Here is a 22655-nt window from a genome sequence, read left to right as displayed (position 1 = left end):
GGGAGACTACGTGACGTATGCGAGATCGATACCAGCTCATCAACACTTGACCAGGATTTAGGGAGTAGCCCATAGCCATATGAATAGATGCGGAGAATCAGTGTAGTTCAGATGAAACTTAATCAGAGGAATGTAACAGCAGGACGGCTGAATTCTTGTGTCTACTGCTGCGGCGGCACAGTGTGTACTGAACCACTGCGGTATTCCCGGATCGTGGCCCACTGATTGATGGGTTCGATCGCTTCGGGGAAAGGGAGAAAGCGGGCGGAGCCATCGCCGAAAGCGTAGTAGGAACCGCCGTGGCGACGGTCTGGATCGCCATGCCGTGAATGGTTGACGACCTCGAAATCATTGCCAATTCCTTCGAAGAGGTCCATATAAAAATCGGCTCGATCACCCTGCTTTTCATAGGTGATTTTTTCGCCAAAGTGGATGACAGATCCTGGATTGAATATCTCAGGCTGTCTGACGGCAGGATTTCCTATCTGCCAAGCATTAAGGTTGTTTTCGCGTACGACAATGACGTCGTTGAAGCCGTTGATGAGATAACTACGAGGACGCCAATCCTCGTTGGATTCACTTGGCGTCCCTTGTTCAGCGGGTTCATCATTGGGGCAGATGAGCATCGATGGATCAGTGTAATACTCCGACAGTCGAGTGGGCCAGCGGTTGCTGCCAGCTCTTGGCGGGAAGAACTCCCGGTTGTCCTGAGCATAGAGTTCTAGCGAGAGAGACAGTGTGCGGATGTTGGTCCCGCAGTTCAGCTGACGAGCAATGTCCCTGGCCCCGCCAAGGGCGGGCAGGAGCATGCCGATGAGGATCGCGATGATCGAGATAACGACAAGAAGCTCGATAAGCGTGAAACCTGACCGCAGTGGAGTCGCCTGCCGCTTCACCAAACAGTTGAATATGGCATGCTCGGTCTTTTTAATCATAAGAACTAGCCTTGTGTTTCTTTATTTTGATTATTGTTTGGCCGATATGCGATATTTTGATTTTAGTTGATATATATATTCAGAGCTCTAGACTATATTATTTTGCTGTGAATAAGAAGCCATGTAGTACTTCAAAGAAGATCGATGCGAGAGATTCGACCGCCTAGGATCCACTCCACGACATAAATTTCACCCTCTCGGCCAAAGCAGGAGGCGTGCGGGCTGTTGAAGCTCCTTGAGGGGATTGTGGCACGGTCTACATTTGGCCAGTGCTCAGGCATAGTCCGGCTGATCTCTCCATCGGGCAATCGCTCGATGTGGATCGAGGCGTTCCTGCCAAGCTCAGCAACTAGCCGCCAGCTGCGGTCGAGAAGTTTTATCGAGCCGTAGAGTTCTGGGATAACAATCAGGCTCTCTGTGTAATCGAAGCCACAGGGGGAGTGGCAGAGGTCTTGGAAGGCTTCGGTGTAATGACCTTCTGGATTATAGATCACGATACGTCGATTACCACGGTCGGCTATCCAGAGATTTCCGCTCTCGTCGAGCGTAATGCCGTGTGGACAAGCAAGACGGGTGCCGCTGTCTATACCGGTGATCGCCTTGACCAGCTTTCCCTGATGATCGTACTGATAGATCAACGAAGAACCGTATCCATCGGCTACCCAGATTAAGCCTCTTGTTGTGTCCTCAGCGGCCCAGGTTGGTTTATAAGAATGGCTATTGGTTCCATTGTCGCTGAGGCCTGAACTAACTTTACGGATATCCGGAGTAGGCAAGGCCTGGATGACATCGCCGGTGAGGTTTGTTTTTGCTACATATCCAGATTTTTCGTCTGTGAGCCAGAGAAACTCCGTGTCTCCATCTGTTTGATACGTGAGGCCATGTGCTGATAGCCAACGGTCACCACCAAAGCGCGAGAGCAGGTTGCCAGCGGGATCATAGTGCAGGATACCATCGTGACATTGAGCAAAGACGATCACCGTTCCGTCCCGAGCGACGCAGACACCGTGGGTGCGCCCGTTAGCACTCTCCGGTACAGATGCCCAATCACTCTGGATGCTTGTGTGGCTGATGCGATCACTCCTTAGAGAAGATGAAGGTTATCGGTGTGATCTCTACAGAAGCATGAAGCTACGTGAGCCATCCGTGCTGTGTGAAGCTGCCTGCCACGCCACCACTCGATGATCAAGACGGGACCGTGTAAGGCTCGATCTGCTCATATTGGCTTACGCCGCGAATCAGCGGTCCCAGGCGCACCTGCCGGTCGTTGTAGACTTCAACAGCGTCTGCGTCTGCGTATCTGAGGAAGACGATGCGGCGGTCGCGGGTAGTGGAGCGATTGCCTTCGGACTTGTGGAGGGTGTGGCAGTGGAAGCAGACTGCTTCGCCAGCTTTCATTGGGACAGGAATAGCCTTGGACTCGTCCTCTGGACGTGTATCGAGTGAGACCTGCTCGTCTTTCTGCTTTTTGCTTAGCCGCTCGATCTGCCCCATCTTGTGGCTACCGGGCAAGATCCAGAGACAGCCGTTCTGCTCATCAGCATCGTCAAGAGCGGTGAGCGTGGTTAATGCGTTGTAGGGGTCAAGTTCGCCATAGCCGTTGTCCTGATGCCATGCGAAGGGTGAAGTGTTCCCGCGCATCTTGAAGGTGAGCTGGCTGGTAACCCCTTTGAGGTTGGATCCGATCAGCGACTCGGCCACGTCTACGAGCGGGCCGTTGAGGTAGTAGCTGCGAACGATGTCAGACTGCTTGTGTATATCAACCAGAAGAGAGTTTTTTAGCCAAGTCGCGCTGGGATCAAACGGGCCCTTCTCGGCCTCCCAGGCGTTCATCACCGAGGCTCGCATCTGCTCAAGGCCAGTATCGGTCAGGATTCTACCGAGCCTCAGAAAGCCGTCGTCCCGGTACTGCTTGAGTTGCTGGTCGGTGAGCTTCTGATCGACAAAGAAGTTCGTGTTGCTCATGGCTCAGGAGGGTTCCTTGCTGGGCATTTCGATTAAAGATGTCCAGTCACGCCGGTCTGGCCGGCGTGACTGGACACAAGGTCCAAGTTCAGCGATTCCTGCGCAGCAGCCCGGCAGCGGCGAGGCCCATCAGGGACGCAGTGGCTGGTGTCGGGATACTCGATGTTGAACCGAAGTTGGTCGCCAGAAGCGAGAGGTCAATCAGATCAACGAGGGTATCGGTGTTGAAGTTGCCGCCAGCCCAACCGGCGGTCTGGTTGAAGTTGCTCGCTAGCGCAGAGAGGTCAATAAGGTCAACAGCGAGATCGAGATTGGCGTCGCCAGCGACGGTGCCAAGGATAGTCGTGATCAACTCATCGAGATCTCCAGAATCAACAACGGTGGACCCATCGAGATCAAACTGAGGATCGCTTGAGCCGGTCCGGATCGCGGCGGTCAGGAGGTCGACGTCGGAAGCATCGACGATCGTGTCGGCGTTGAAGTCGCCTGGGGTTCCGCCCGCGATAAAGGCGGCTTCGTACTGAGCCTGGATTTCTGAAGGCGACAGGACGCGGTTCCAGATCGAGACTTCATCCATGTCCCCGCTGTAGCGCATGCCATTGTTGCGGCCTTTGCCGAGGCGATGGCGGAAGTCGAAGTCCATGACGTCGTCGAAGACGCCAGGGTTTAACACGGGATCGGATTCCTGAAGGATATCCGGGTAGGCAGCGGAATCAAAGGTCGTCGAGACTTCCTCGCCGCCGGCGGCGGATCCACCATTCACGAAAATCGCGAGTTCGCCAGCATCACTACCGATGTCATATGACCATGCGGCGGTGACGTGATGCCAGTTCCCGTCGGCGTAGTTGTTGGCGAAGCTGGTGCCTACGCTGACGGCGTCGATCTCACTGTCCTGGAGGGCCAGCGAGAAGCTGCCGCCCAGCATTCTGAAGTTAAGGATGTCTCCGCCGCCTTCATCACCCCGATAGAGGACGCCGGAGTTGAAGGGGTCGGCTTCATTGGGGTTGGTGGAGCGCACCCACATGCTGAGGGTGCCCGCATCCATGCCCATGGATTCTTCTTCGGCGGTGAGGTCAAAGATCCCGCTGCCCGGACCATTGATGTTGAAGTTGAAACCGGTGTTGCCGGCAGTGAAGCCGTCGAAACCCGATCCGGGTTCGAGACTCGGGACACCGACAATCGTCTCTGGCCCGAGACGGGCGGAGTTCACAAAGACCCCGACGCCTAGCAGGGCATCGAGGTTATCGATGGCTGCTGCGATGACGGGTTCGCTGCCGTCATTGGTCGGCTCGTCGAACGACCAGTGCAGCAGAGGCGTCTGGGTGGCGATGGTGTTGACGTAGATGCTCGCGTGGGCTTGGGTTGCGGCCAGCGAGCCAGCGGTCGCCAAAGCAGCGCCCGCAAGAATCAGGGTACGTGTGGGACGACTTATGGGGGTGAGTTTTCTCGACATGTTGCCTCCTGATGCGATGAGAAGAGTTGTTTGTGAACCGTGAGACACGAGATCCGGTGTGATCGTTGGCTACAGAGTTCGCCCGACCATGGGTGGAGTCTAACCGAAGCGAGTGAGCTTTTCCATATAAAAAATGAGTCTCAGAAATTATTATTCGATCTGCTGTGCTGCCCGGCTTCGGCTTTCTGGGTGTGGAATCCGGTCGTCAAGCCGAACTGGTCCTTTCAAATTCTGGGTTTTATGGCCATTCCCGACGTGCCTGTCCGTCCAGATTCTCACTTAAACCGGACCGCCGAGAAGCCGGGCCGCATCGACGCCGAGCAGATTAAATGGTTTAAGAGGGGAAATACATGTTGTGTGTCAGAAATATATGGGTATGCTTTGTGTGTCATGTCAAATGGTTCATCTCCGAACATCATTGAGCTGGTTGATCGCGTCTACGCGGACATCAAGGATCGCAAGCTGCGTCCGGGTGATGCCTACCTTAACTCCGCGGATACCGCGAAATACTTCAAAGTGAGCACGCATGCGGCGAATCGCGCGTTGCAGTTATTGGCCAAGCGTCGCGTCATCACTAGGAAACAGCGTGTCGGGACGATGGTTGCTCTGGAACAGAGTACGGACGTTGAGCGTGAGGGGCTGGATGTCATCCATTTGCTGGTTCGGGAGGACTATTTTAAGTCAGAGGGTGTTCTCGCTGACGGCGTGGTGATGGGGATGCAGAGCGAGCTTCCACGGGCGGGGATTCAGTTCAACTTTCTGCCGTTGGATGAGGAGCGAGATCGGCTCACAGGCCTGATCGATCGGGTGCTAAAGTCAGATCGACGTGAGGCGTTTGTTCTCGTGCGCTCGTCGCTCGCGACGCAGCGTCTGGTCGCCCAGAGTGGTTGCCCCGCTGTGGTCCATGGCACGCCCTATCCATCGGTTTCTCCACTCTGGTCGCTGGACCGGGATCATCAGTCCTGCGCGTCCCAGATGGTCAGTTATCTGACGGGGGTACGCGGGTGCAGGCAGATCGTCTTGATGATGCGTGAGAAGCTGCACGCGGGCGACCATGTTCTTCTCGATGCATTGCAGCATGAGCTTGGTCGTGCTGGTCTGAGTTACGGCGATGTTTCGCTGCGCTGCCTGCCTCAGGATGAGGAACTGGTTCGACACGAGTTGGCTAGCTGTCTTCGTGGGGATGACATGACTGGTGTGATCTGCGCCAATGAGTTCCTGGCGAATGTCGCGCGTGATGTGATTCAAGAATCTCAGCTTGAGGATCATGCTCTGGCGGGGTTGCTCACGTTTTACCGGCGACCGGGGCACCGTGATCCCGGACTGCCTTATACGCAACCAGCACTTAATCCTGAAGAGATCGGTTCCGAGGTGGTCAAACTTTTGCTTCGCCAGGTTCAAGGAGAGAGCTGTCCATCGCATCATGCGTATCCTGTCGAGTTACTCGGCGTCTAGTTCAAGTTGGTTTTATGTGTCTAAAATCGTGTTTCTCTGGCCATTCTGGCCTGTTTGACTCTGGTTCTGGAGTTCATCGTGAATCTGTTTTTCCCCGTTTCTCTCAACTAGGAGGTAGGAAGATGAAGTACCGTTTTTTGTGCACTGGTTTGGTGTTGGCTGTTGGCGTCACCGGTGGGGTTGCATCAGCCGGGCCGATCGCCCACTGGTCGATGGATGAGACCGCTGGCGCGCCGGCGGCGATCGATTCGGTCGGGGGTGCGGACGCCGTGGCAATGGTCGCGGATGGTGGCAATCTCCCCGTCGCGGGCGCGACTGGCGTGTTGGGCGGAGCTTGGTCATTTGATGGCAGCAACGATGCGCACCTCAATGCCCCGCCCCCGACTCAGGCAGCCTTCACGACCCTGGGGCTGGCCAACGGCGGCTTTAGCTACAGCGGCTGGATCAATTCATCCAACGCCTCTGGACCCGACACCATCTTCAGTATTTCGGATGCGGCGGCCGGTAGTGAAGAAGCGGCCCTGAGGCTTGTCGATGGCTCACTGAACTTCCTCGGGCGTCACAACAGCCTTGATAATGTTGAGATCACCGGTAGCTCCGTCGACAACGGTGAGTGGCGCCACGTGGCGGTCACCAGCGGCCCTGGCGGCACGGTGATCTACCTCGACGGGGCGCCCGATGGCAACAGCCCCTTCGGCGTTGACATCGAGTCCTTCACTACCAACGCCGGGAATGTCTCGGTGAACTTCGGTGCCAACAACGACAACGGTGGCGGGCTCCAGTGGGAGTACATCGGGCTCATCGATGAGTTCACGGTCTACAACTCGGTTCTGACTCCTGATCAGGTCCGATTTCTATCGACTAGCCCCGGTGCGATCGTGCCCGAACCGGCGGGTCTGGCTCTGGCAATGATGCTCGCGGGTCTCTGCGGCCTGCGACGGACTCGTGGCTAATCCTTGTTAAGTACGGCGTGGCTGGTTGACGCCGGTCGCGCCGCTTGATTCTTCTCCCCGTTGGGAGCAGCGGACATGTCTCACACGACCACTCTCATCAGGAGCTCGTCATGACTCGACGCAGCGGATTCACGCTTATCGAACTGCTTGTGGTGATCTCGATTATCGCCTTGCTGATCGGGATTCTGCTCCCGGCACTTGGGGCAGCCCGGAACACGGCGAAGTCGATGGTGTGTCTGTCGAACCACCGTCAGATCTCGATCGCTATTCTGGCGTATCAGAACGACTACGACGACCGCTTTCCAAATAAGCGGCTGTTCATCGACCCTTCCAATCTATTCGCGGGCAACTGGATCTCGACATACACATGGCTGGGCAGTAGTGGCAACAGCGGTCCCGCACAGCTGTTCGGGGCTAATCGGCGGTTTCTGAATCCCTACGCTGGAACCTCTACCAGCAATCCCGACGACGAGATGCCCGTAGCGGTTTGTCCTGTAGATGAAGGGCTTGACGATGGTTTCGCCTTTGAGAACGGTAGTTCCTACCGATCGAATACGAATCATGGCCGGAGCCTTACGCGGAATACCGGGTCGGACAATATCTTTCAGCGAGGTCGTTCGGCGATAGAAGTTCAGAACCCATCAAGGACGGTGGCCATGCTTGAGTCAAAGACACTTGAGGTGGTTGCCCCGAACTACAACGAGGCCAGCAATCCGATCGGCGAGGAGTACTTTCTGCACAGCCAGCCCGGCGAATACCGGTTCAACACCTCATTCTGTGATGGTCACGCCGCTTCGGTGAACTTTGTGCCGAACGATTGGGCTACAGACGACTACACCTTGAACATCGACAACACCACTGAATACACGACCGTCGAGATTGAGTGACTGAATCTTGAAACCGTTCTGTAACCACAGTCTCCCCCCTACCGCGATAGACCGGGACCACACTTGCGAAACACTCTCCTGACAACTCCTCTGCCGCTTCTGAGGCGTGTGATCGTCGCCGTGCTGGCGAGCGTGCTGACCCTCATGGTGGTGCCCGATCTGGCCAGAGGCCAGGATGCCGGCGATGATCCCTCGTACCTCGACTGGATTTCGATGCCTGAGGTGCCCGACGGCATCGGTGTCGCGGGCCCTTATGTTGGCCTGAGCAATAACGGCCTGATCGTGGCGGGCGGGGCGAACTTCCCCGTGGCGGCCGGCGAGGACCTCTGGGACGTGCCCAAGGTCTGGCACCGAGAGGTCTGGGTTCTCAAGAATGCCCTCTCGGATGGTGAGGCTTCGACGTGGGCTGGTCCTTACGAACTTGATCGGGCACGCGGCTACGGAGCCTCGGTTACGACGCCCTATGGCGTGCTCTGCATCGGCGGGAACGACGGGGACGAGGTCTTCAGCGACGTCTTTCTGCTGGTCTGGGACCCCGATTCCGAGTCGATCACTCAGTTGCCACTCCCATCGCTGCCCGAACCGCTTGTCTACGCGTCGGCGATGCTTGTGGGCGAAACCATCTATCTCGCGGGTGGTCAGACCGATTCGGGTCTCGGGTCCGCCAGCAAGGGCTTCTGGCGACTCGACCTGTCAAGCTACGCATCAGACCCCTCTACGCTGTACTGGGAGGCTTTGCCCTCCTGGCCGGGGTCTGCGCGAGCCTTCAATATGGTGTCGGCTCAGCACAACGGCTTTGATACCTGCGTGTATGTCTTAGGCGGACGTCGCGTTAGTGAATCAGGCGAGGTTGAGGTGCTCAGCGATATCTACGAGTTCAACCCCACGCGGTACGACTCGGAGGCGTATGACAAGGTCACAGGAACTTACTCGGGGACCGACCGACACGCTGAGCCCTGGCGGTCACGTGCGGACATGCCGGAGCCCCGAATGGCCGGGACTGCGGTCGCTTGGGGCCAGTCCCACGTCTTCCTTCTGAGTGGTGATGACGGGGCCTTGTTCGGCCGTGCGGACGACCTTAAAGATGATCATCCTGGTTTTCCCCGTCGTGCGCTGGCGTACCACACCATCACGGACACCTGGGTGGACGCCGGTCCGATCCCGGCCAATCAGGTGACGACCCACGCGGTCAAGGTCGATGGTTCCGTGCTGATCGCGTCTGGAGAGGTCCGACCACGGGTTCGGAGCACCGCTGTCTGGCGTGTGGAGCCCGTCGAAACTTCATCTTCGTTTGGTGTCATCAACTTCACCGTGCTGGCGGTCTACCTCGCGAGCGTGCTCGGGGTTGGCTTCTATTTTATGAATCGGAACAAGAACACGGATGACTACTTCCGTGGCGGGCAACGCATTCCGTGGTGGGCTGCGGCGTGCAGCATCTTTGCGACGATGCTGAGCTCGATCACGTTCATGGCCATCCCGGCGAAGGCTTACGCCCAGGACTGGGTCTACTTCGCTGGCAACATGATGATCCCGGTCGTGGCACCGATCGCGATCTATATCGCTCTGCCGTTCTTCCGGAGCATCGATGCGACCAGTGCATCGATTGCTCTGTGGGTGATCATCCTGGGGGGGATCGGCCAGAACATCTCCAGCTACACGGCCGACCAGGCTGTTGTCCAGCGGTACATGACGACACCAGATATCCGCCGTGCCGCCGCTTCGATCTGGATGGCCGCCCTGCTCGCGATCCCAGCCTCTCTGCTGTTCTACGGGCTGGGAACCGCCTTGTTTGCCTTCTATCGAGATCATCCAGAGAAGCTGGACCCGATGTACATGACGGATCAGATCCTGCCGCTGTTCATTGTCCAGGAGGTCCCTGTTGGGATAGCAGGCCTGATTGTCGCCGGTATCTTTGCCGCGGCACAATCGACCATCTCGACCAGCATGAACTCGACGGCAACGGCGGCAACAGTGGATTTCTATCGTCCTCTCGGGCTGGTGCGTACCGAAAAGGGTGCGCTGAACCTTGCAAGAATCACCACACTTGCACTGGGCACAGCCGGGACACTGCTCGCAATCATGTTTGTGCAGCCCGATGTCAAGAGCCTGTTTGACGAGTTTATTCGCGTGATCGGCCTGTTTATGGGGGTGTTGGGCGGCCTGTTTGCCTTGGGTGTGCTCACCACACGGTGTAGTGCGGCGGGGGCTTTGATCGGCGTCGTTGGCGGTGCGGCGGTTATGTTTGCGCTCCCGGTCTATACCGAGATCAACGGGTATCTCTACGCGACCATCGGGATCACGACCTGCTTTATTCTCGGTTATCTGGTGAGCCTGCTGACGCCTAAGCCAACCGATGACAAGCTGGCGGGCCTCACTGTTCATACCTCCAACTTTCATCATTCACGAGACACCGTGCCGTCTAGTCAGTCGGCATTGACCAAGGAGTCGTAGCCGTGCCAACCCCTCTTCGTATTAACGGTCTAGTTGCCGCCACCTGCACCCCGCTGGACCCAGGGGGCGGCCTGAATCTGTCTGTAGTTCCGGCCTACGTGGATCACCTGATTGATCGGGGTATCCGCGGGCTCTACGTCCTGGGTTCGACCGGCGAGGGGGTCAGCATGACTTCTGAGGAACGCCGTGATGTTGCCGAGGCCTTCATCGAGGCCGCGCAGAAGCGCCTGCCCGTGATCGTCCAGGTTGGTCACGACTGCCTGACTGAGGCTCGTGCCCTTGCAGAGCATGCCGAGCGGTCGGGTGCTGACGCGGTTTCAGCTTTTGCCCCGCCTTACTTCAAGTGCGACAGCACAACACGGCTGATTGACTGCATGGCGACGATCGCTTCGGGCGCACCCGAGTTGCCTTTTTACTACTACCACATGCCCGCCTTTACGGGTGTGCGCCCAGACCTGAGTCAGCTCCTGAACGCCGGGGCTGTAGCGATCCCGAATCTGGTTGGGATGAAGTACACCGACGAGAAGGTCAATGAGTTCCAGTCTTGTCTTGAGTCGGCAGAGGGCCGGTTTGAGGTCCTATGGGGTCGGGACGAGATGCTTCTGAGCGGGCTGGGGGTCGGCGCACTAGGAGCGGTTGGAAGCACCTACAACATCGCTCCGGAGATATACCTCCAGTTGATGGACGCGTGCGAACGCCAGGACCTCAAAGCCGCGAGAGCATGGCAGCTCAAGGCGGTCCGGATGATCGAGGTGCTTCTAAGGTTCCCGATCTTTGCCTCGATCAAGCAGGTTCTGGCATGGAATGGCATCCCCCTCGGGCCATGCAGGCTTCCCCTGCCCTCGTTGAAACGAGATCAGGGCTTGAGGCTCAGGCATGATCTCGAAGAGGCGGGTGTACTTGAGTTCGTTCTAGCGGCCGATCCGTCGCATGTCATGCCAGTCAAGTCCTAGGCGCAAGCCTCTTGTTCTGCCCGATCGACCTCCATCGTGGGACCCAGATCATGATCCGACCCATTCTCTCATCCTTGATGCTCGTAACGCTGGTCCTCGGCCTCTGCGATGAGTCCGCTGCACAGCAGGACCTGACCTCTCTGCAACCTGTGCCAGGTGTCGAGACCGTCGTTGTTTGGGAGAGTGAAACCGACGGCTATCACACCTACCGGATTCCGTCGGTTATCAAGACGCCCGCAGGAACGCTGCTGGCCTTCGCTGAAGGCCGCAAGAACACTCGGTCGGACACGGGCGACATCGACATGCTCGTCAAGCGATCAGAGGATGGCGGCCGGACGTGGAGTGATCATCAGGTGATCTGGGACGATGGCGACAACGTCTGCGGGAATCCGTGCCCAGTGATTGATCAGAAGACTGGTGACATCGTTCTCCTTATGACCCACAACCCCGGCGATGAGCACGAGAAAGACATCAGCGAGGGACGGGCGGAGCGTGGTCGAACCCCATGGATCATGCGCAGCACGGATGATGGCAGAACCTGGAGTGAACCGCGAGAGATCACGGATCAGGCCAAGCGACCCGGCTGGCGATGGTACGCCACTGGCCCTGGTGTTTCGATCCAGATCCGTCAGGGGCCTCATGCCGGCCGGCTGATCGTTCCGGCGAACCACACCGAGCCAACCACGCCAGGCGGAGAGACGTATCTTCACTACGCCCACGTGCTCTACTCTGATGACGGTGGCATGAGTTGGCGTATCAGCGAGTCGATCGGCCCCGGCAGCAACGAGTCGCAGGTGGCAGAGCTCTCGGACGGCCGGCTGATGATCAACTCACGCTCCGCTGATGAGCCGAAGATCCGACGTGTCAGCTTCAGTGAGGATGGCGGGGTGACCTGGACGGAGCCTCGCCTTGAACCGGTCCTGATCGAGCCGCGCTGCCAGGCGAGCCTGCTGCGTTTCGATCGCCCCGGTGCGCAGCAGGAGCACTGGCTGCTGTTCTCCAATCCCGGACACCCGTCGAGCCGACGCCACCTGCTGGTTCGTGCCAGTCCTGATGATGGTGTGAGCTGGCCGCTCGGGCACATCATCGAACCGGGTTTTGCCGCGTATTCATCGCTTGTCCAGATCGATTCCGACACGATCGGCTGCCTGTACGAAGGCAGCCGTCCGGGGCGGCCTTATCAATGGATTGCGTTCTCACGATTTGACTGGTCAGTCTTAGAACGCCCGGCTGAATAGCCTTCGTTCACTGGCTGGTTTCTTAAGTTCATCTGGAGTTCCGTCTTGAAGCGCGGCAACGAGCAAATCAAAACAGAATTGACTGCCGACAGACTACAGAAACGTCGACGGTGTGTGCTTGTCGGTCCCATCGTTTCGGATCGCTGTATGTCAGTTGATCTCGATCAGCTGCGTCCGGGCGCTACGCTGATGGTTCGTGGTTGGCGATGGTCTCTGGGCGGCAATGCCGGACGATGCGCGGCCACGTTATCTGCGTTAGGTGTACAGGTGACCTTGCTGGGCGATCTCGGAGCAGACCCCGACGGAGACCTGCTCCTGGGTGAGCTGGCTCGAGTCGGCGTAGGTGTGGGCGAGATTCACAGGCATCAGGATACGGAGACATCGACAACACTCTCGCTGGTCCAGCCCGATGGCGAACGAACCCTGCTGCACGATGCCGGGGCGAATGCGAAGACCGAGGTCTCGGCGCTCGATCGACTTGATGAACAGCTAAAGGACAACGACATCCTGTTCTTGAGTGGGGCCCGGCTTATGCCGTGCCTAGGGGTCTCAGGAGCAGCGGCCCTACTCAAGTCAGGCGCTCTGGCTGGTGCTCTGACGATTTATGACACCACCGTCAATCCGGCGGGAGCAAACAAGGAAAGCCTGATGCCATTGCTGGCGGGCGCGGACATCTTCTGCACCAGCATGGGGGAAGCCCGCGAAGACTGGTCGGTGTCCGATGCCGAGTCACTGACAGAGCGGCTGGTCGATCAGGCACGCGGCTGGGTCGTGGTCAAGGATGGCAGCAGGGGTGCAATCGCCGGCCACCGGGACGAGGGTCTCTTTCACTGTAAGCCTTCAACGGCCAGGGCCCAAGACACCACAGGTGCTGGGGATAGCTTTATGGCGGGTCTGATCTATGCAATCTCCACAGGGCGCGAGTTACCCCTCGCTCTGGCATATGGCGTGGCTGGCGGATCAGCGTCTGTATCGAGCTCCGGCGATCTCTATAAGAGCATCAGCCCCGAACAACTCGATGAACTGGTCTCTGAACTAGCGCCAAGAGTAGTTCGTACACCCAGTCTCGTCACGAGGAGTTCATAAGCATGGAGTTCTGGCTCGCCGACGCCGATCTCGACCGTGTCGCTGTCTCGATGAGCAGCGGCATCTTTGCCGGTGTCATCACGAATCCGGCGGTCGTCGCAGGCACAGGCCTCCCACCTAGCGATCTGTTCGCTGAGTTGTGCAAGACCTCCCCTTGTTGCTGGTATCAGCTCAAACACGGGTCCGCTGAGGCCATGCTCAAAGAAGCCGAGACCATGATTGCGATCAATCCCCAGCGGATGCGAATCAAGGTTCCGGCAACTCGTCCCGGGCTGCAGGTGATCAAGCAACTCCAGCAGCAAAGCCAGACGGTGATGGCAACCTGCGTGCCCACGGCGGCGTGGATGCTGCTGGCTTGCGCCGCCGGTGCCGACTACATCGCGCCCTATGGCGGCATGCTCCAGAAGCGTGCCATCCACAGCAAGCTCAGCGAAGTCTCCAACATGCAGCGGGTCCTCGACCGGCAGCAGCTCGATACGAAGATCTGTGCTGGCCTGTATGCCGCCACCGAGATCGAAGATTTTTCTGCGGTCGGCGTGCGTGCCGGATTTATCTGGGGCAAGGACGTCGATGATTTCCTGCAACAACCGCTGGTCGAAGAAGCGGTGGCCGCTTTTGCAAACGATTGGCAGACCATAGATCAGTACTAGTTCAAGCAGCGACTTGGCTACAGAAACGCCTGTGGAGAAAGAAGTAATCAGATGTTTAATCAGGCAATGAAAACGCTTAGATCAGCCGCCAAGGCCATCGGCACCACCACAGCAAGCCTCGCGGTACTGGCGACGACACCGCTATGTCTCGCGCAACCGTTTGAAAACGTCGAGGTCTATGTCTCCGGTACCAACGGCTACAACACATTCCGCATTCCGGCCATCGTCAAAGCAACGAACGGTGACCTGCTTGCCTTCGCCGAAGGCCGTAAGAATAGCCGCTCTGATACGGGCGATATCGATCTGGTTCTGCGCAGGAGCAGTGATGGTGGCCAAACCTGGAGCCCGATCCAGATCGTGGCTAACGACGGCGTGAATACGGTGGGCAACCCTGCACCCGTTGTCGACCAGAACACTGGCCGAGTCTTCCTCGTCACAACCCGGAATCTCGGACAGGACAGCCAGACCGAGATTATCGACGGCACCAGCGACGGCTCGCGTACCGTCTGGATCCAGCATTCAGACAATCACGGATTGAGTTGGACCACGCCCACAGAGATAACCGGCCAGGTGAAGGAAGCCGACTGGCGCTGGTATGCCACGACGCCTGGCCACGGCATCCAGATGGCGAGAACACAGCCCGGCAGGCTGGTGATTCCTTTCAACTACGCCGCACCCACCGACAATGGTGCCGGTGTGATCTACAGCGATGATAACGGCGTGAACTGGAACATTGGCGGGATCGTTGAGGGACCAAGCGTCGATAGCGTCCGCCCCAGCGAGAGCACTGCAGTCGAGCTGACCGGCGGCCAGCTGTATCTCAACAGCCGTAATCGCACCCCTGAGGTCCTGGGGCGAGCAGAAGCCTACAGCTTCAATGGCGGACTCAGCTGGATCAACATCGGCGAGGCTGAAGAACTGATCGATCCAGTCGTTCAGGGCTCTGTCGTGCGTTTCTCAGCGATCGATCAGGGAGCCGCACAGAACCGCATCCTCTTCTCGAATCCCAATCACCCATCGCGACGCTGGCGGATGTCGGTTAGGTCGAGCTTTGATGAAACAGCTTCATGGGATGACGGCAAGCTTATTTACCGCGGCGGTTCGGCTTACAGCGATCTGGTTGCAGTCGATGATGACGTCGCCGGTCTCCTGTATGAAAACGGGTCACGCAGCAACGCGAATGAACGGATCAGCTTCGCTCGCTTTGCCGACGACTGGCTCGACGATCCGTCTGCCCTCTACATGGACTTTGGTGATGGCACAGCAACCGACCAGAGAGGCTACGCATTGGACGGCACCATCCTCGGCAGCCCCACGGTCATCGCCGGGGCCGAGGGCCTCGGCGGTTCAGCGCTGAGCTTCGACGGACAGCAGGACATGATTGTCGTGGCAGACACTGACAATCATCCGCTTGATTTCGATAACGAAGACAGTTTCACCCTCGAGGTGGTGTTCCGGACCACCGATCACGGCGACGGCGGGACCATCGGCTCAGGACCCCTGATCAGTAAGGACGTTGGTCCCAGCCAGCCATCCTTCTGGCTACGCCTTCAGGATGGCAGGCCACGCTTTTTGATCGACGACGGCTCCTCGGTTGCCTCTGTCTTCCCCAGTGAAATCGTGACCGATGGTAACTGGCATCATCTGGCTGCAGTCCGTGATGCTGAGTCGAATGAGCTACGTCTATACCTCAACCGGGAACTCATCGGTACATCTGCAGATAACACCACGGACGCCTTCGCCAATGGCAACGACCTGATCATCGGTGCGTTTAATGCCAGCTCGCCGGGCGATCGCCGCTTTGTGGGCGATATTGATATGGTCCGCATTGCCATGGCCGCTCTGGACGCAGACGATTTTTTCGGCTTCAACGTCACCGGTGATTTCAACGCCAATGACGCCTTGGACCCTGAAGACCTTGAGGCCATCTATGCGGGTACTTCAGATAGCAACTTTGATCTCAATGGAGATCAGCAGGTCGATGCCAGCGACGTCGCCTTCTGGGTTGAATCCCTATATGGCAGCAGGCTTGGGGACGTGAATCTGGACCGCCAGGTCGATCTGATTGATCTGTCAATCCTCGCCGCCAACTTTGGGTCCTTGGCCACTGGCTGGTCCGAGGGGGACTTTGACCTGAGCTTTGGCGTGAATCTGATTGATCTCTCTTTACTGGCCAGCAACTTCGGCTTCTCCGCGTCAGCCGTCCCGGAGCCCACGGGCATCGGCCTGATGATTGTTGGTAGTGGCGTTCTGCACCGCAGACGGCTCCGGCATCATTCTTCCTGGAGGTGATACATTGAACAGGCTTGTCGCTCTCATCGTGAGTTTTCTTGTCCTCACCAGCCTGCTGGGCGAGGCCCAGTCCGATGATGCATTGGCTATCCAGTCACGCGAGGAAGTAATCGCACGATCGCTTCAGGTACCCCGTTTCTTCCGTGAGAAATACGATCACGAAGAGGGCCCTCTGGTCATCAAGCCCGTGGCGGTTCCTTTTGGCGATCAACTGATCGGCAACAACAATCACTTTGGCTGGCCGGTCGCCACCATGACGGGCGACACCATCATCGTGGTTTATCTCCGCCAGCCTCAGCACACACCACGCTGGGGCATCACCAAACCGCGCGACGAGCATGTCACCCGCGTCATGATGACCCGATCGAGCGATCGCGGAGAGACATGGTCTGATCCGATCGACCTCAGGACGTTCGTCGAGACCCCTACCAACAACTGCCGGCTTCTGTTTGGCAGCTCGATGCTCACCCGAGATGATGGCGAGGTCATCCTTGTCTCGCCCCATGGCGTGTTCAGCACCAGGGATCAGGGCGCGTCATGGACGCATTATCCTCACGCATATAGCGAAGACGATCTTCCCGAACCATCCGCGAACAATGGTCCCCGGCTCATCGAGCACCCTGAGCATGGCATCGTGTCGTTTGGTCATACCGCAGAGCGTGACCTGCTGATTCGGTACTCGAAGGATGGTGGTCGAAACTGGGATCAGATCATTCACACGATGTCAGAGCCATGGGCCAAGCCCGTCGAGCCAACCATCATCATGCACGAGGGCGCTATGGTGATGGTCGCCCGCTGCCATGGCGAAGAGAGCTTTGAGCCAGAACGCAAGACATGGAGGTACCTCCAGGGATACAGCCAGGAGGGCTGGGTCCCGATGAAGGGCGGCTTAACAACGATCCGTGCAACCGATATCCGTGACGAGATCGATGTCTCTGGCTACGGCCCGTGGTCTCAGGACACGGTCGCGCTCGCATTCAACCCGGTCACTCAGCGTTTTGAGGCTGTCTGCACCAATCGCAACGGCGGGGGACAGGGCCTCGAACAGCAACGTATGCGCATGACCCTCAACTTGTGGAGCATCGCGCCCAAGGAGCTGGCCGCAGGAAGCTCCGAATGGCGCTTCGACGGAACCTTGCTGACCCGAGGCGGAACCATGATGACCGGTGCCGATGGTATGCACCCCGCCGGTGCTGTCATGGATGAAGAAGCTGGTGTCCAGCACATCTTCGTTTACCTCGGCCATCACCTCGGACCAGCATCCATCTTCCGGATCACCAGAACACTCGATACCCCCCTTCTCACTGAGTTTCTCAACCAATATCCGGAGTAGTGCTTTCGATGCAGCCTCTTCGAACTGAAGATATCCGGGGAACGTGGGGAACGCTGATCCTTCCGATCAATGAAGACGACTCCATTGATATGGCACGACTGGAGATTGAGATCGACGCCCTGCTGAGCTCAGGTGTGAGAGGGATCTACAGCAACGGATCGACAGGCGAACTGCATAATCAATCTGACATCGAGTACGACCACGTCAATGAGCTTCTAGCTGGCCATTGCGAGCGGGCGAATATGGCGTTTCAGATCGGGGCCAGCCACATGGACCCTCGACTGAGCCTGAAGCGCGCAGAATGTGCCGCGAAGCTCAACCCGGGGGCGATCCAGGTGATTCTCCCGGACTGGATTCCCTGCTCCGATGCTGAGGCACATGATTTTCTCTCTTGCGTGATCAAGCAGGTGAGCACGATCCCCCTGATCCTGTACCTGCCGGGTCACGCTAAGCGTTCATTCACCCCCGATTCGCTCGGCCGTCTTCTCGAAAAACTTCCGGGTGTTGCCGGTATCAAAACGCTTGGTGGTAACGCTCAGTGGTATGCGTCGATCAGGCATTACCGGCCCGACTTGTCGATTTTTGTGCCCGGGCATGAACTGGCAACGGCTTCGACTCTTGGAGCCAATGGCTCCTACAGCAACGTTGCCTGCCTCTCCCCCTCGGGTGCCGTCTGGTGGGAGCAGATGATGGATGACGACCCGGTAGCCGCTCTTGAGCTCGAGCGGCGTATCCAGAAGTTCATGACAGATCACATCGTTCCCTTCCGGGATACGCGCGGACACAACAACACAGCATTGGACAAACTCCTGGCCGCCATTGGTAACTGGGCACCCGTCGGGACAAAGCTGCGATGGCCCTATCACGGAGTCGATGCCCAGCACGCCGAGCAACTCAGGGATACCGCCAGAGCTGATCTGCCCGAACTGTTCCTCGCAGAAACCAGCCAGGAACTGATCTCCCCAAACTCATCTTCAGAGCATCCATCATGAGATGTGCCCCGTCTAAGTGTCCTGTCTTCTTATTGTTCCGGCGTCTTGCCAGACACATCTCACTTCGAGTCATGGCCTATCCCCGGATTCATGTGAGTCTCTTGACCCTGTTCATCGGATCACAGATCGCCCTAGGCGGCCCGCTTGAGCAGACCGTGGTCTATGAACGCGGTCAGTTTGGCTACAACACCTTCAGGATCCCTGCCATCGTCCAGGCGACCGACGGTAGCCTTCTGGCCTTCGCCGAAGGACGAAAGAACAGCCACCTGGACAATGGAGACATCGATCTGGTGCTACGTCGCAGCCACGATGGCGGACAGACATGGGGACCACTCCAAATCGTCTATAGCTTCGGCAACCAGGAAGCAGGGAATCCGGCACCGGTTGTCGATCAAACCACGGGTAACATCATCCTCCCCCTCGTGCTCGATAGGCAGAACCCCGCGGTGACCATCAGCAGCGACCACGGAGCGACATGGTCACCGATCGTCGATATCACCGCTACGGCCAAGCTTCCGACGTGGAACGGTTACGCCTTCGGGCCCGTCCATGGCATCCAGTTGGAACGCGGAGACCACGCTGGCCGCTTGATCATTCCGGGGAACCACACTCTGCTGAATCAAAACCTTAATCCGGCAGGAAGAGAGGCTCACCTTATTTACAGCGACGATGGCGGGAGCGCGTGGCAAGTCGGCGGCATCCTCACCAACACCAACGGCGGGATCAACCCGAATGAATCAACGGTGGTCGAGCTCATTGATGGCACGGTTCATCTCAATACCCGCAACCAGGGTGGTGCCTTCAAGCGTCGTCTGATAGGGACAAGCCTTGATGCTGGCGAGTCCTTCATCAGCCCCGCCGAGGTCGAAGATCAGCTCATCGATCCGACTGTACAGGCCTCTTTGCTGCGTTACTCGGCGGTTGATCGTGGAGGTCCTGAGAACCGTATCCTTTTCTCCAATCCGGCGAGCGAAAGCACACGAAAGAAGATGACCATCAAGAGCAGTCTTGATGAGACCGCTTCCTGGGACGACGGCAAACTACTTCATCGAGGACCCTCAGGCTACAGCGACCTGGTACGTACCCCAACTGGCGGGGGCCTGCTCTATGAGAAAGGCGATGGGGTTTACTTTGAACAGATCAGCTACGCGGCGTTTGATGATGCCTGGCTTCGCGACCCCACCCTACTGCAGACCGACTTTGACCTGATGGATGCGAGAGATGTGCGCGGGAACGGACTCGTAGGTAGCATCGAGGGGAATCCTCAGTTCGTGACCGGCCGCACCGGCACCGGAGACCCGGGCTTGGCCATGCGTTTTGACGGGCAGGATGATCTGGTGCGCTACGCCGATCCAGGCGACCACCTCTTTGATTTTGATGCCACCGACAGTTTCACGATTGAGGTCGTCTTTCGAACAGATCAGCACAGCTCTGGTGGATCAGCTTTCTCCGGCCCCCTCATCAGCAAGGACGTCGGCCCCTCTCAACCCTCATATTGGCTCCGAGTTCAGGATGGCAGGCTTCGCTTCTTTGCAGAGGATGGCAACAGTTCCTTCGATCTCAGCAGCCCCGAGGGTCTCGATGACAATCGTTGGCACCACGCCGCTGTTACGGTCGATCAAGCCAATGACCTCGCCAGTCTCTATCTCGACGGCCAACTGGTCGATAGCGGAACAAACACGATCGGCTCCCTTGCGAATGCCAATGACCTGCTGATTGGATCGTTCAATACCGGGTCGCCGGGGTCAAGGCGATTCATCGGCGACATGGACACCCTGAGAATCTCTGGCCGATCACTCGCGCCCGATGAGTTCTTGACACTCGGCCTGGAAGGCGACTTCAACAGTGACGGGGTCCTGAATCTGGATGATCTCGAAGCTTTTTACGCTGGCACAAACGATCTTCGATTCGATCTGGATGGCGACGCCCTCGTTAACAAGACTGACCTCTATTTCTGGATCGAGTCTCTCTTCGGGACATCCGTGGGAGATGCCAACCTGGACGGCGAGGTTGACCTGATCGATCTATCACTGCTGGCCAGCCATTTCGGTGCTTCACCAGCCCAGTGGTCACAGGGTGATTTTGATCTGAGCTATGGCGTCAACCTGATTGATCTCTCGATCCTCGCCACAGACTTCGGCAGCGGCCCTCCAGCCGTGCCCGCGCCGGCGACTCACATCATCTTGTGCGTTGCACTCGTCGCGCTTGTTCGCCAGCCACACCCAACCCCCATATCGATCACGAGATTCTGAACCATGTCTGAGCCAATCACCATCGATCACGGTAAACGACAGCTACTCAAAGCACTCGCCTTGATCTGCTGCACCACCCCTGCCGCGTGGGCAAACCGACTGCCCGCCATGGAGTATCAGGTGCTTGAGGACCCCGAGTGGGGCTTCTCGGCTCCCGAGAAGGCAAGGCTTCGCCACCTGATTGAAATCGGACTTCTCGAGATTGAGCTTATCGCAAGAGTTGCGGAACACGCGGGTTCAAGACATCTCGGTTGGCCGGTAGCCACGCGGCTGCCCAACGGCCAGACGATTGTTCTCTACAGACGTGCATCAGGACACACGGATCAACCGAGCGATGGGCTTGAGGGGCACTATGTGCTCCATAGTGATGCAGACGGCCAGTTCGACAGCAGCCAGCCCCGACGCATTGGCCCGCTGCCCGGAATGCACACGATCGGTCATGTCTCCCGATCAGATGGCTCCACGCGCGTTATAGCCCTGACCTCAGGCGAACCACGCCGAGTCTACCTGTCGGATGATCTGGGTCTGACATGGAGCCTCCAGGAAAACGCGCTCATAGGGATGCTGGCAGGCGCCGTCCATGTCGGCCCCAATTTCATCAGGCATCCTGCGTTTGGCCTTGTCGCCTGCTTTGGGCAGGAGACTCGCGGGCAACGAGCTTTCATGGTCAGAACAACCGACGCCGGAGAGACCTGGGAGCAACGGACCTGGTTGAATCCGGAGAATGCACGGAGTGTAGAACCCGCTCTGGCGACCTGGGGACCCGGCCACATGGTCATGATCTCGCGTGAATGGAATCCAGACTTCGCCACAACGCCGGATGGCTATTACGCGCACACCCAGCATGTCTACAGACACACGCCGAGGGGAGAGTTCAAGTCGGTTTCCTTCACGACCAGTAGGACCAACATCATTGGGAACCCTGCTGCGGGTCGGAGTTGCCACGATACCGCTGACGTCATCTTCAATCCCGTGACACAGCGTATCGAAATGCTCCAAAGCCACCGCTGGGGAGGAGGTTCGGGACGGACAGGCCAGCGTCTGGCGGAATCACCTCAGCAAGAGATCAGCTCCCTCAATCTCTGGAGCATTCAGCCAGAGAAACTCCTGGCCGGGAGCGCAGACTGGCGGTTCGATGGGACGATCCTAGAACGCATCGGCTACAGCCGCAGGGGGAATCGCGACGGTTTACACCCGGGCGGGTCGATCATCAATGTAGAAAACGGCACACAAGACATCTATGTCTATGCAGGCTGGCGACGCACGCCATCCAGTCTCTATCGCATTCGCAGACCCCTCGACACGGAACGCTTGACGTCATCCCTGTAGTTGGAGCGTCCTGATCAAAGCGTCTGCTCAAGAGAGATATCCCAACCAGCGACACGCCCAGTACCTCTTCGTCATAACATGTTTTTGTAAAAACTGAGCTACCCAAGCCTCTCGACATATTTTTATTATTTCATGATTTTTTGCCAGTATTCGCCATTTGTTAGTAAGGCCCGTTTAATGAGAGTCGGATGAATGGCCCGCGGAATACATATCCGCACACGTTTGCCAATCAGCCTATGCGTGGGATCATTGGACTAAGGTCAGTGAATCAGTCAATACTGACGCAGCCTAACGGATCCTATTAACCACGCCACCAGCTCCAAAGACGCCCTAAACACAGTAGATAACCGGAAAGTTGCTCAGTCGCTACCCTGGCCCCCCACAAGTCCTTGATCGCTAAGACTAACCAGAGTGATATCGGTACTTGAACC

At 57.7% G+C, this 22655-nt stretch carries 17 protein-coding genes; 13 read left to right on the top strand and 4 right to left on the bottom strand.

Features of this window, described 5'->3' with window-relative positions; all coding sequences use genetic code 11:
• Positions 1-161: 161 nt before the first annotated feature.
• The 4 genes from RIG82_03395 to RIG82_03380 form a co-directional block, all read right to left on the bottom strand.
• Positions 162-935 (bottom strand): type II secretion system protein, encoded by a 774-nt coding sequence (locus RIG82_03395; GenBank protein ID MEQ9459984.1) that lies wholly within the window; start codon positions 933-935, stop codon positions 162-164.
• Positions 936-1066: 131 nt separating this feature from the next.
• Positions 1067-1915: a hypothetical protein gene (locus RIG82_03390; GenBank protein ID MEQ9459983.1), complete on the bottom strand. Its 849-nt coding sequence runs from the start codon at positions 1913-1915 to the stop codon at positions 1067-1069.
• Positions 1916-2120: 205 nt separating this feature from the next.
• Entirely contained in the window at positions 2121-2900 is a 780-nt protein-coding gene (locus RIG82_03385) for a phytanoyl-CoA dioxygenase family protein (GenBank protein MEQ9459982.1), read from the bottom strand.
• 88 nt (positions 2901-2988) lie between these two features.
• Complete coding sequence (locus RIG82_03380) at positions 2989-4353, bottom strand: LamG-like jellyroll fold domain-containing protein (protein ID MEQ9459981.1); 1365 nt, start codon at positions 4351-4353, stop codon at positions 2989-2991.
• A gap of 390 nt (positions 4354-4743) precedes the next feature.
• On the opposite strand from RIG82_03380, the gene RIG82_03375 reads away from it, so the two are divergent.
• The 13 genes from RIG82_03375 to RIG82_03315 all read left to right on the top strand — a co-directional run bounded on the left by RIG82_03375 (position 4744) and on the right by RIG82_03315 (position 22224).
• Positions 4744-5808 carry a GntR family transcriptional regulator gene (locus tag RIG82_03375; protein ID MEQ9459980.1) on the top strand — a complete coding sequence of 355 codons (1065 nt, stop codon included), beginning with the start codon at positions 4744-4746 and terminating at the stop codon, positions 5806-5808.
• A 122-nt stretch (positions 5809-5930) separates the two neighbouring features.
• A complete protein-coding gene (locus tag RIG82_03370; protein MEQ9459979.1) occupies positions 5931-6761 on the top strand; it encodes a LamG domain-containing protein in 831 nt (276 codons plus the stop codon).
• A 110-nt stretch (positions 6762-6871) separates the two neighbouring features.
• Entirely contained in the window at positions 6872-7648 is a 777-nt protein-coding gene (locus RIG82_03365; GenBank protein MEQ9459978.1) for a prepilin-type N-terminal cleavage/methylation domain-containing protein, read from the top strand.
• Positions 7649-7711: 63 nt separating this feature from the next.
• Positions 7712-10099, top strand: a complete 2388-nt coding sequence (locus RIG82_03360; GenBank protein ID MEQ9459977.1) for a hypothetical protein — start codon at positions 7712-7714, stop codon at positions 10097-10099.
• A 2-nt stretch (positions 10100-10101) separates the two neighbouring features.
• On the top strand, positions 10102-11052 hold the full coding sequence (locus RIG82_03355; GenBank protein ID MEQ9459976.1) for a dihydrodipicolinate synthase family protein: 951 nt from the start codon (positions 10102-10104) through the stop codon (positions 11050-11052).
• A 50-nt stretch (positions 11053-11102) separates the two neighbouring features.
• On the top strand, positions 11103-12290 hold the full coding sequence (locus RIG82_03350) for a sialidase family protein (GenBank protein ID MEQ9459975.1): 1188 nt from the start codon (positions 11103-11105) through the stop codon (positions 12288-12290).
• Positions 12291-12437: 147 nt separating this feature from the next.
• A complete protein-coding gene (locus RIG82_03345; protein MEQ9459974.1) occupies positions 12438-13376 on the top strand; it encodes a PfkB family carbohydrate kinase in 939 nt (312 codons plus the stop codon).
• 2 nt (positions 13377-13378) lie between these two features.
• The gene (locus RIG82_03340) at positions 13379-14026 is read left to right on the top strand and encodes a transaldolase family protein (GenBank protein MEQ9459973.1); all 648 of its coding nucleotides are present in this window, start codon (positions 13379-13381) and stop codon (positions 14024-14026) included.
• A 51-nt stretch (positions 14027-14077) separates the two neighbouring features.
• Positions 14078-16318, top strand: a complete 2241-nt coding sequence (locus RIG82_03335) for an exo-alpha-sialidase (protein MEQ9459972.1) — start codon at positions 14078-14080, stop codon at positions 16316-16318.
• 28 nt (positions 16319-16346) lie between these two features.
• Positions 16347-17651, top strand: coding sequence for a sialidase family protein (locus RIG82_03330; protein ID MEQ9459971.1), 1305 nt, complete (start codon positions 16347-16349; stop codon positions 17649-17651).
• A gap of 8 nt (positions 17652-17659) precedes the next feature.
• Positions 17660-18643 (top strand): dihydrodipicolinate synthase family protein, encoded by a 984-nt coding sequence (locus RIG82_03325; GenBank protein MEQ9459970.1) that lies wholly within the window; start codon positions 17660-17662, stop codon positions 18641-18643.
• Positions 18644-18735: 92 nt separating this feature from the next.
• Positions 18736-20895 (top strand): exo-alpha-sialidase, encoded by a 2160-nt coding sequence (locus RIG82_03320; protein ID MEQ9459969.1) that lies wholly within the window; start codon positions 18736-18738, stop codon positions 20893-20895.
• A 3-nt stretch (positions 20896-20898) separates the two neighbouring features.
• Complete coding sequence (locus RIG82_03315; protein MEQ9459968.1) at positions 20899-22224, top strand: hypothetical protein; 1326 nt, start codon at positions 20899-20901, stop codon at positions 22222-22224.
• The last annotated feature ends 431 nt before the right edge of the window (positions 22225-22655 follow it).

It is taken from the genome of Phycisphaeraceae bacterium (assembly GCA_040222855.1).
GTDB lineage: Bacteria > Planctomycetota > Phycisphaerae > Phycisphaerales > Phycisphaeraceae > Mucisphaera.
Note: the sequence above shows the minus strand (reverse complement) of the source record. Positions and strands in the feature narration are given on the sequence as shown.

Coding starts and splice junctions, on each gene's coding strand:
- RIG82_03340 (MEQ9459973.1), top strand. CDS start 13,379: ATGGAGTTCTGGCTCGCCGACGCCGATCTCGACCGTGTCGCTGTCTCG.
- RIG82_03325 (MEQ9459970.1), top strand. CDS start 17,660: ATGCAGCCTCTTCGAACTGAAGATATCCGGGGAACGTGGGGAACGCTG.
- RIG82_03345 (MEQ9459974.1), top strand. CDS start 12,438: ATGTCAGTTGATCTCGATCAGCTGCGTCCGGGCGCTACGCTGATGGTT.
- RIG82_03350 (MEQ9459975.1), top strand. CDS start 11,103: ATGATCCGACCCATTCTCTCATCCTTGATGCTCGTAACGCTGGTCCTC.
- RIG82_03365 (MEQ9459978.1), top strand. CDS start 6,872: ATGACTCGACGCAGCGGATTCACGCTTATCGAACTGCTTGTGGTGATC.
- RIG82_03335 (MEQ9459972.1), top strand. CDS start 14,078: ATGTTTAATCAGGCAATGAAAACGCTTAGATCAGCCGCCAAGGCCATC.
- RIG82_03385 (MEQ9459982.1), bottom strand. CDS start 2,900: ATGAGCAACACGAACTTCTTTGTCGATCAGAAGCTCACCGACCAGCAA.
- RIG82_03380 (MEQ9459981.1), bottom strand. CDS start 4,353: ATGTCGAGAAAACTCACCCCCATAAGTCGTCCCACACGTACCCTGATT.
- RIG82_03315 (MEQ9459968.1), top strand. CDS start 20,899: ATGTCTGAGCCAATCACCATCGATCACGGTAAACGACAGCTACTCAAA.
- RIG82_03395 (MEQ9459984.1), bottom strand. CDS start 935: ATGATTAAAAAGACCGAGCATGCCATATTCAACTGTTTGGTGAAGCGG.
- RIG82_03370 (MEQ9459979.1), top strand. CDS start 5,931: ATGAAGTACCGTTTTTTGTGCACTGGTTTGGTGTTGGCTGTTGGCGTC.
- RIG82_03375 (MEQ9459980.1), top strand. CDS start 4,744: ATGTCAAATGGTTCATCTCCGAACATCATTGAGCTGGTTGATCGCGTC.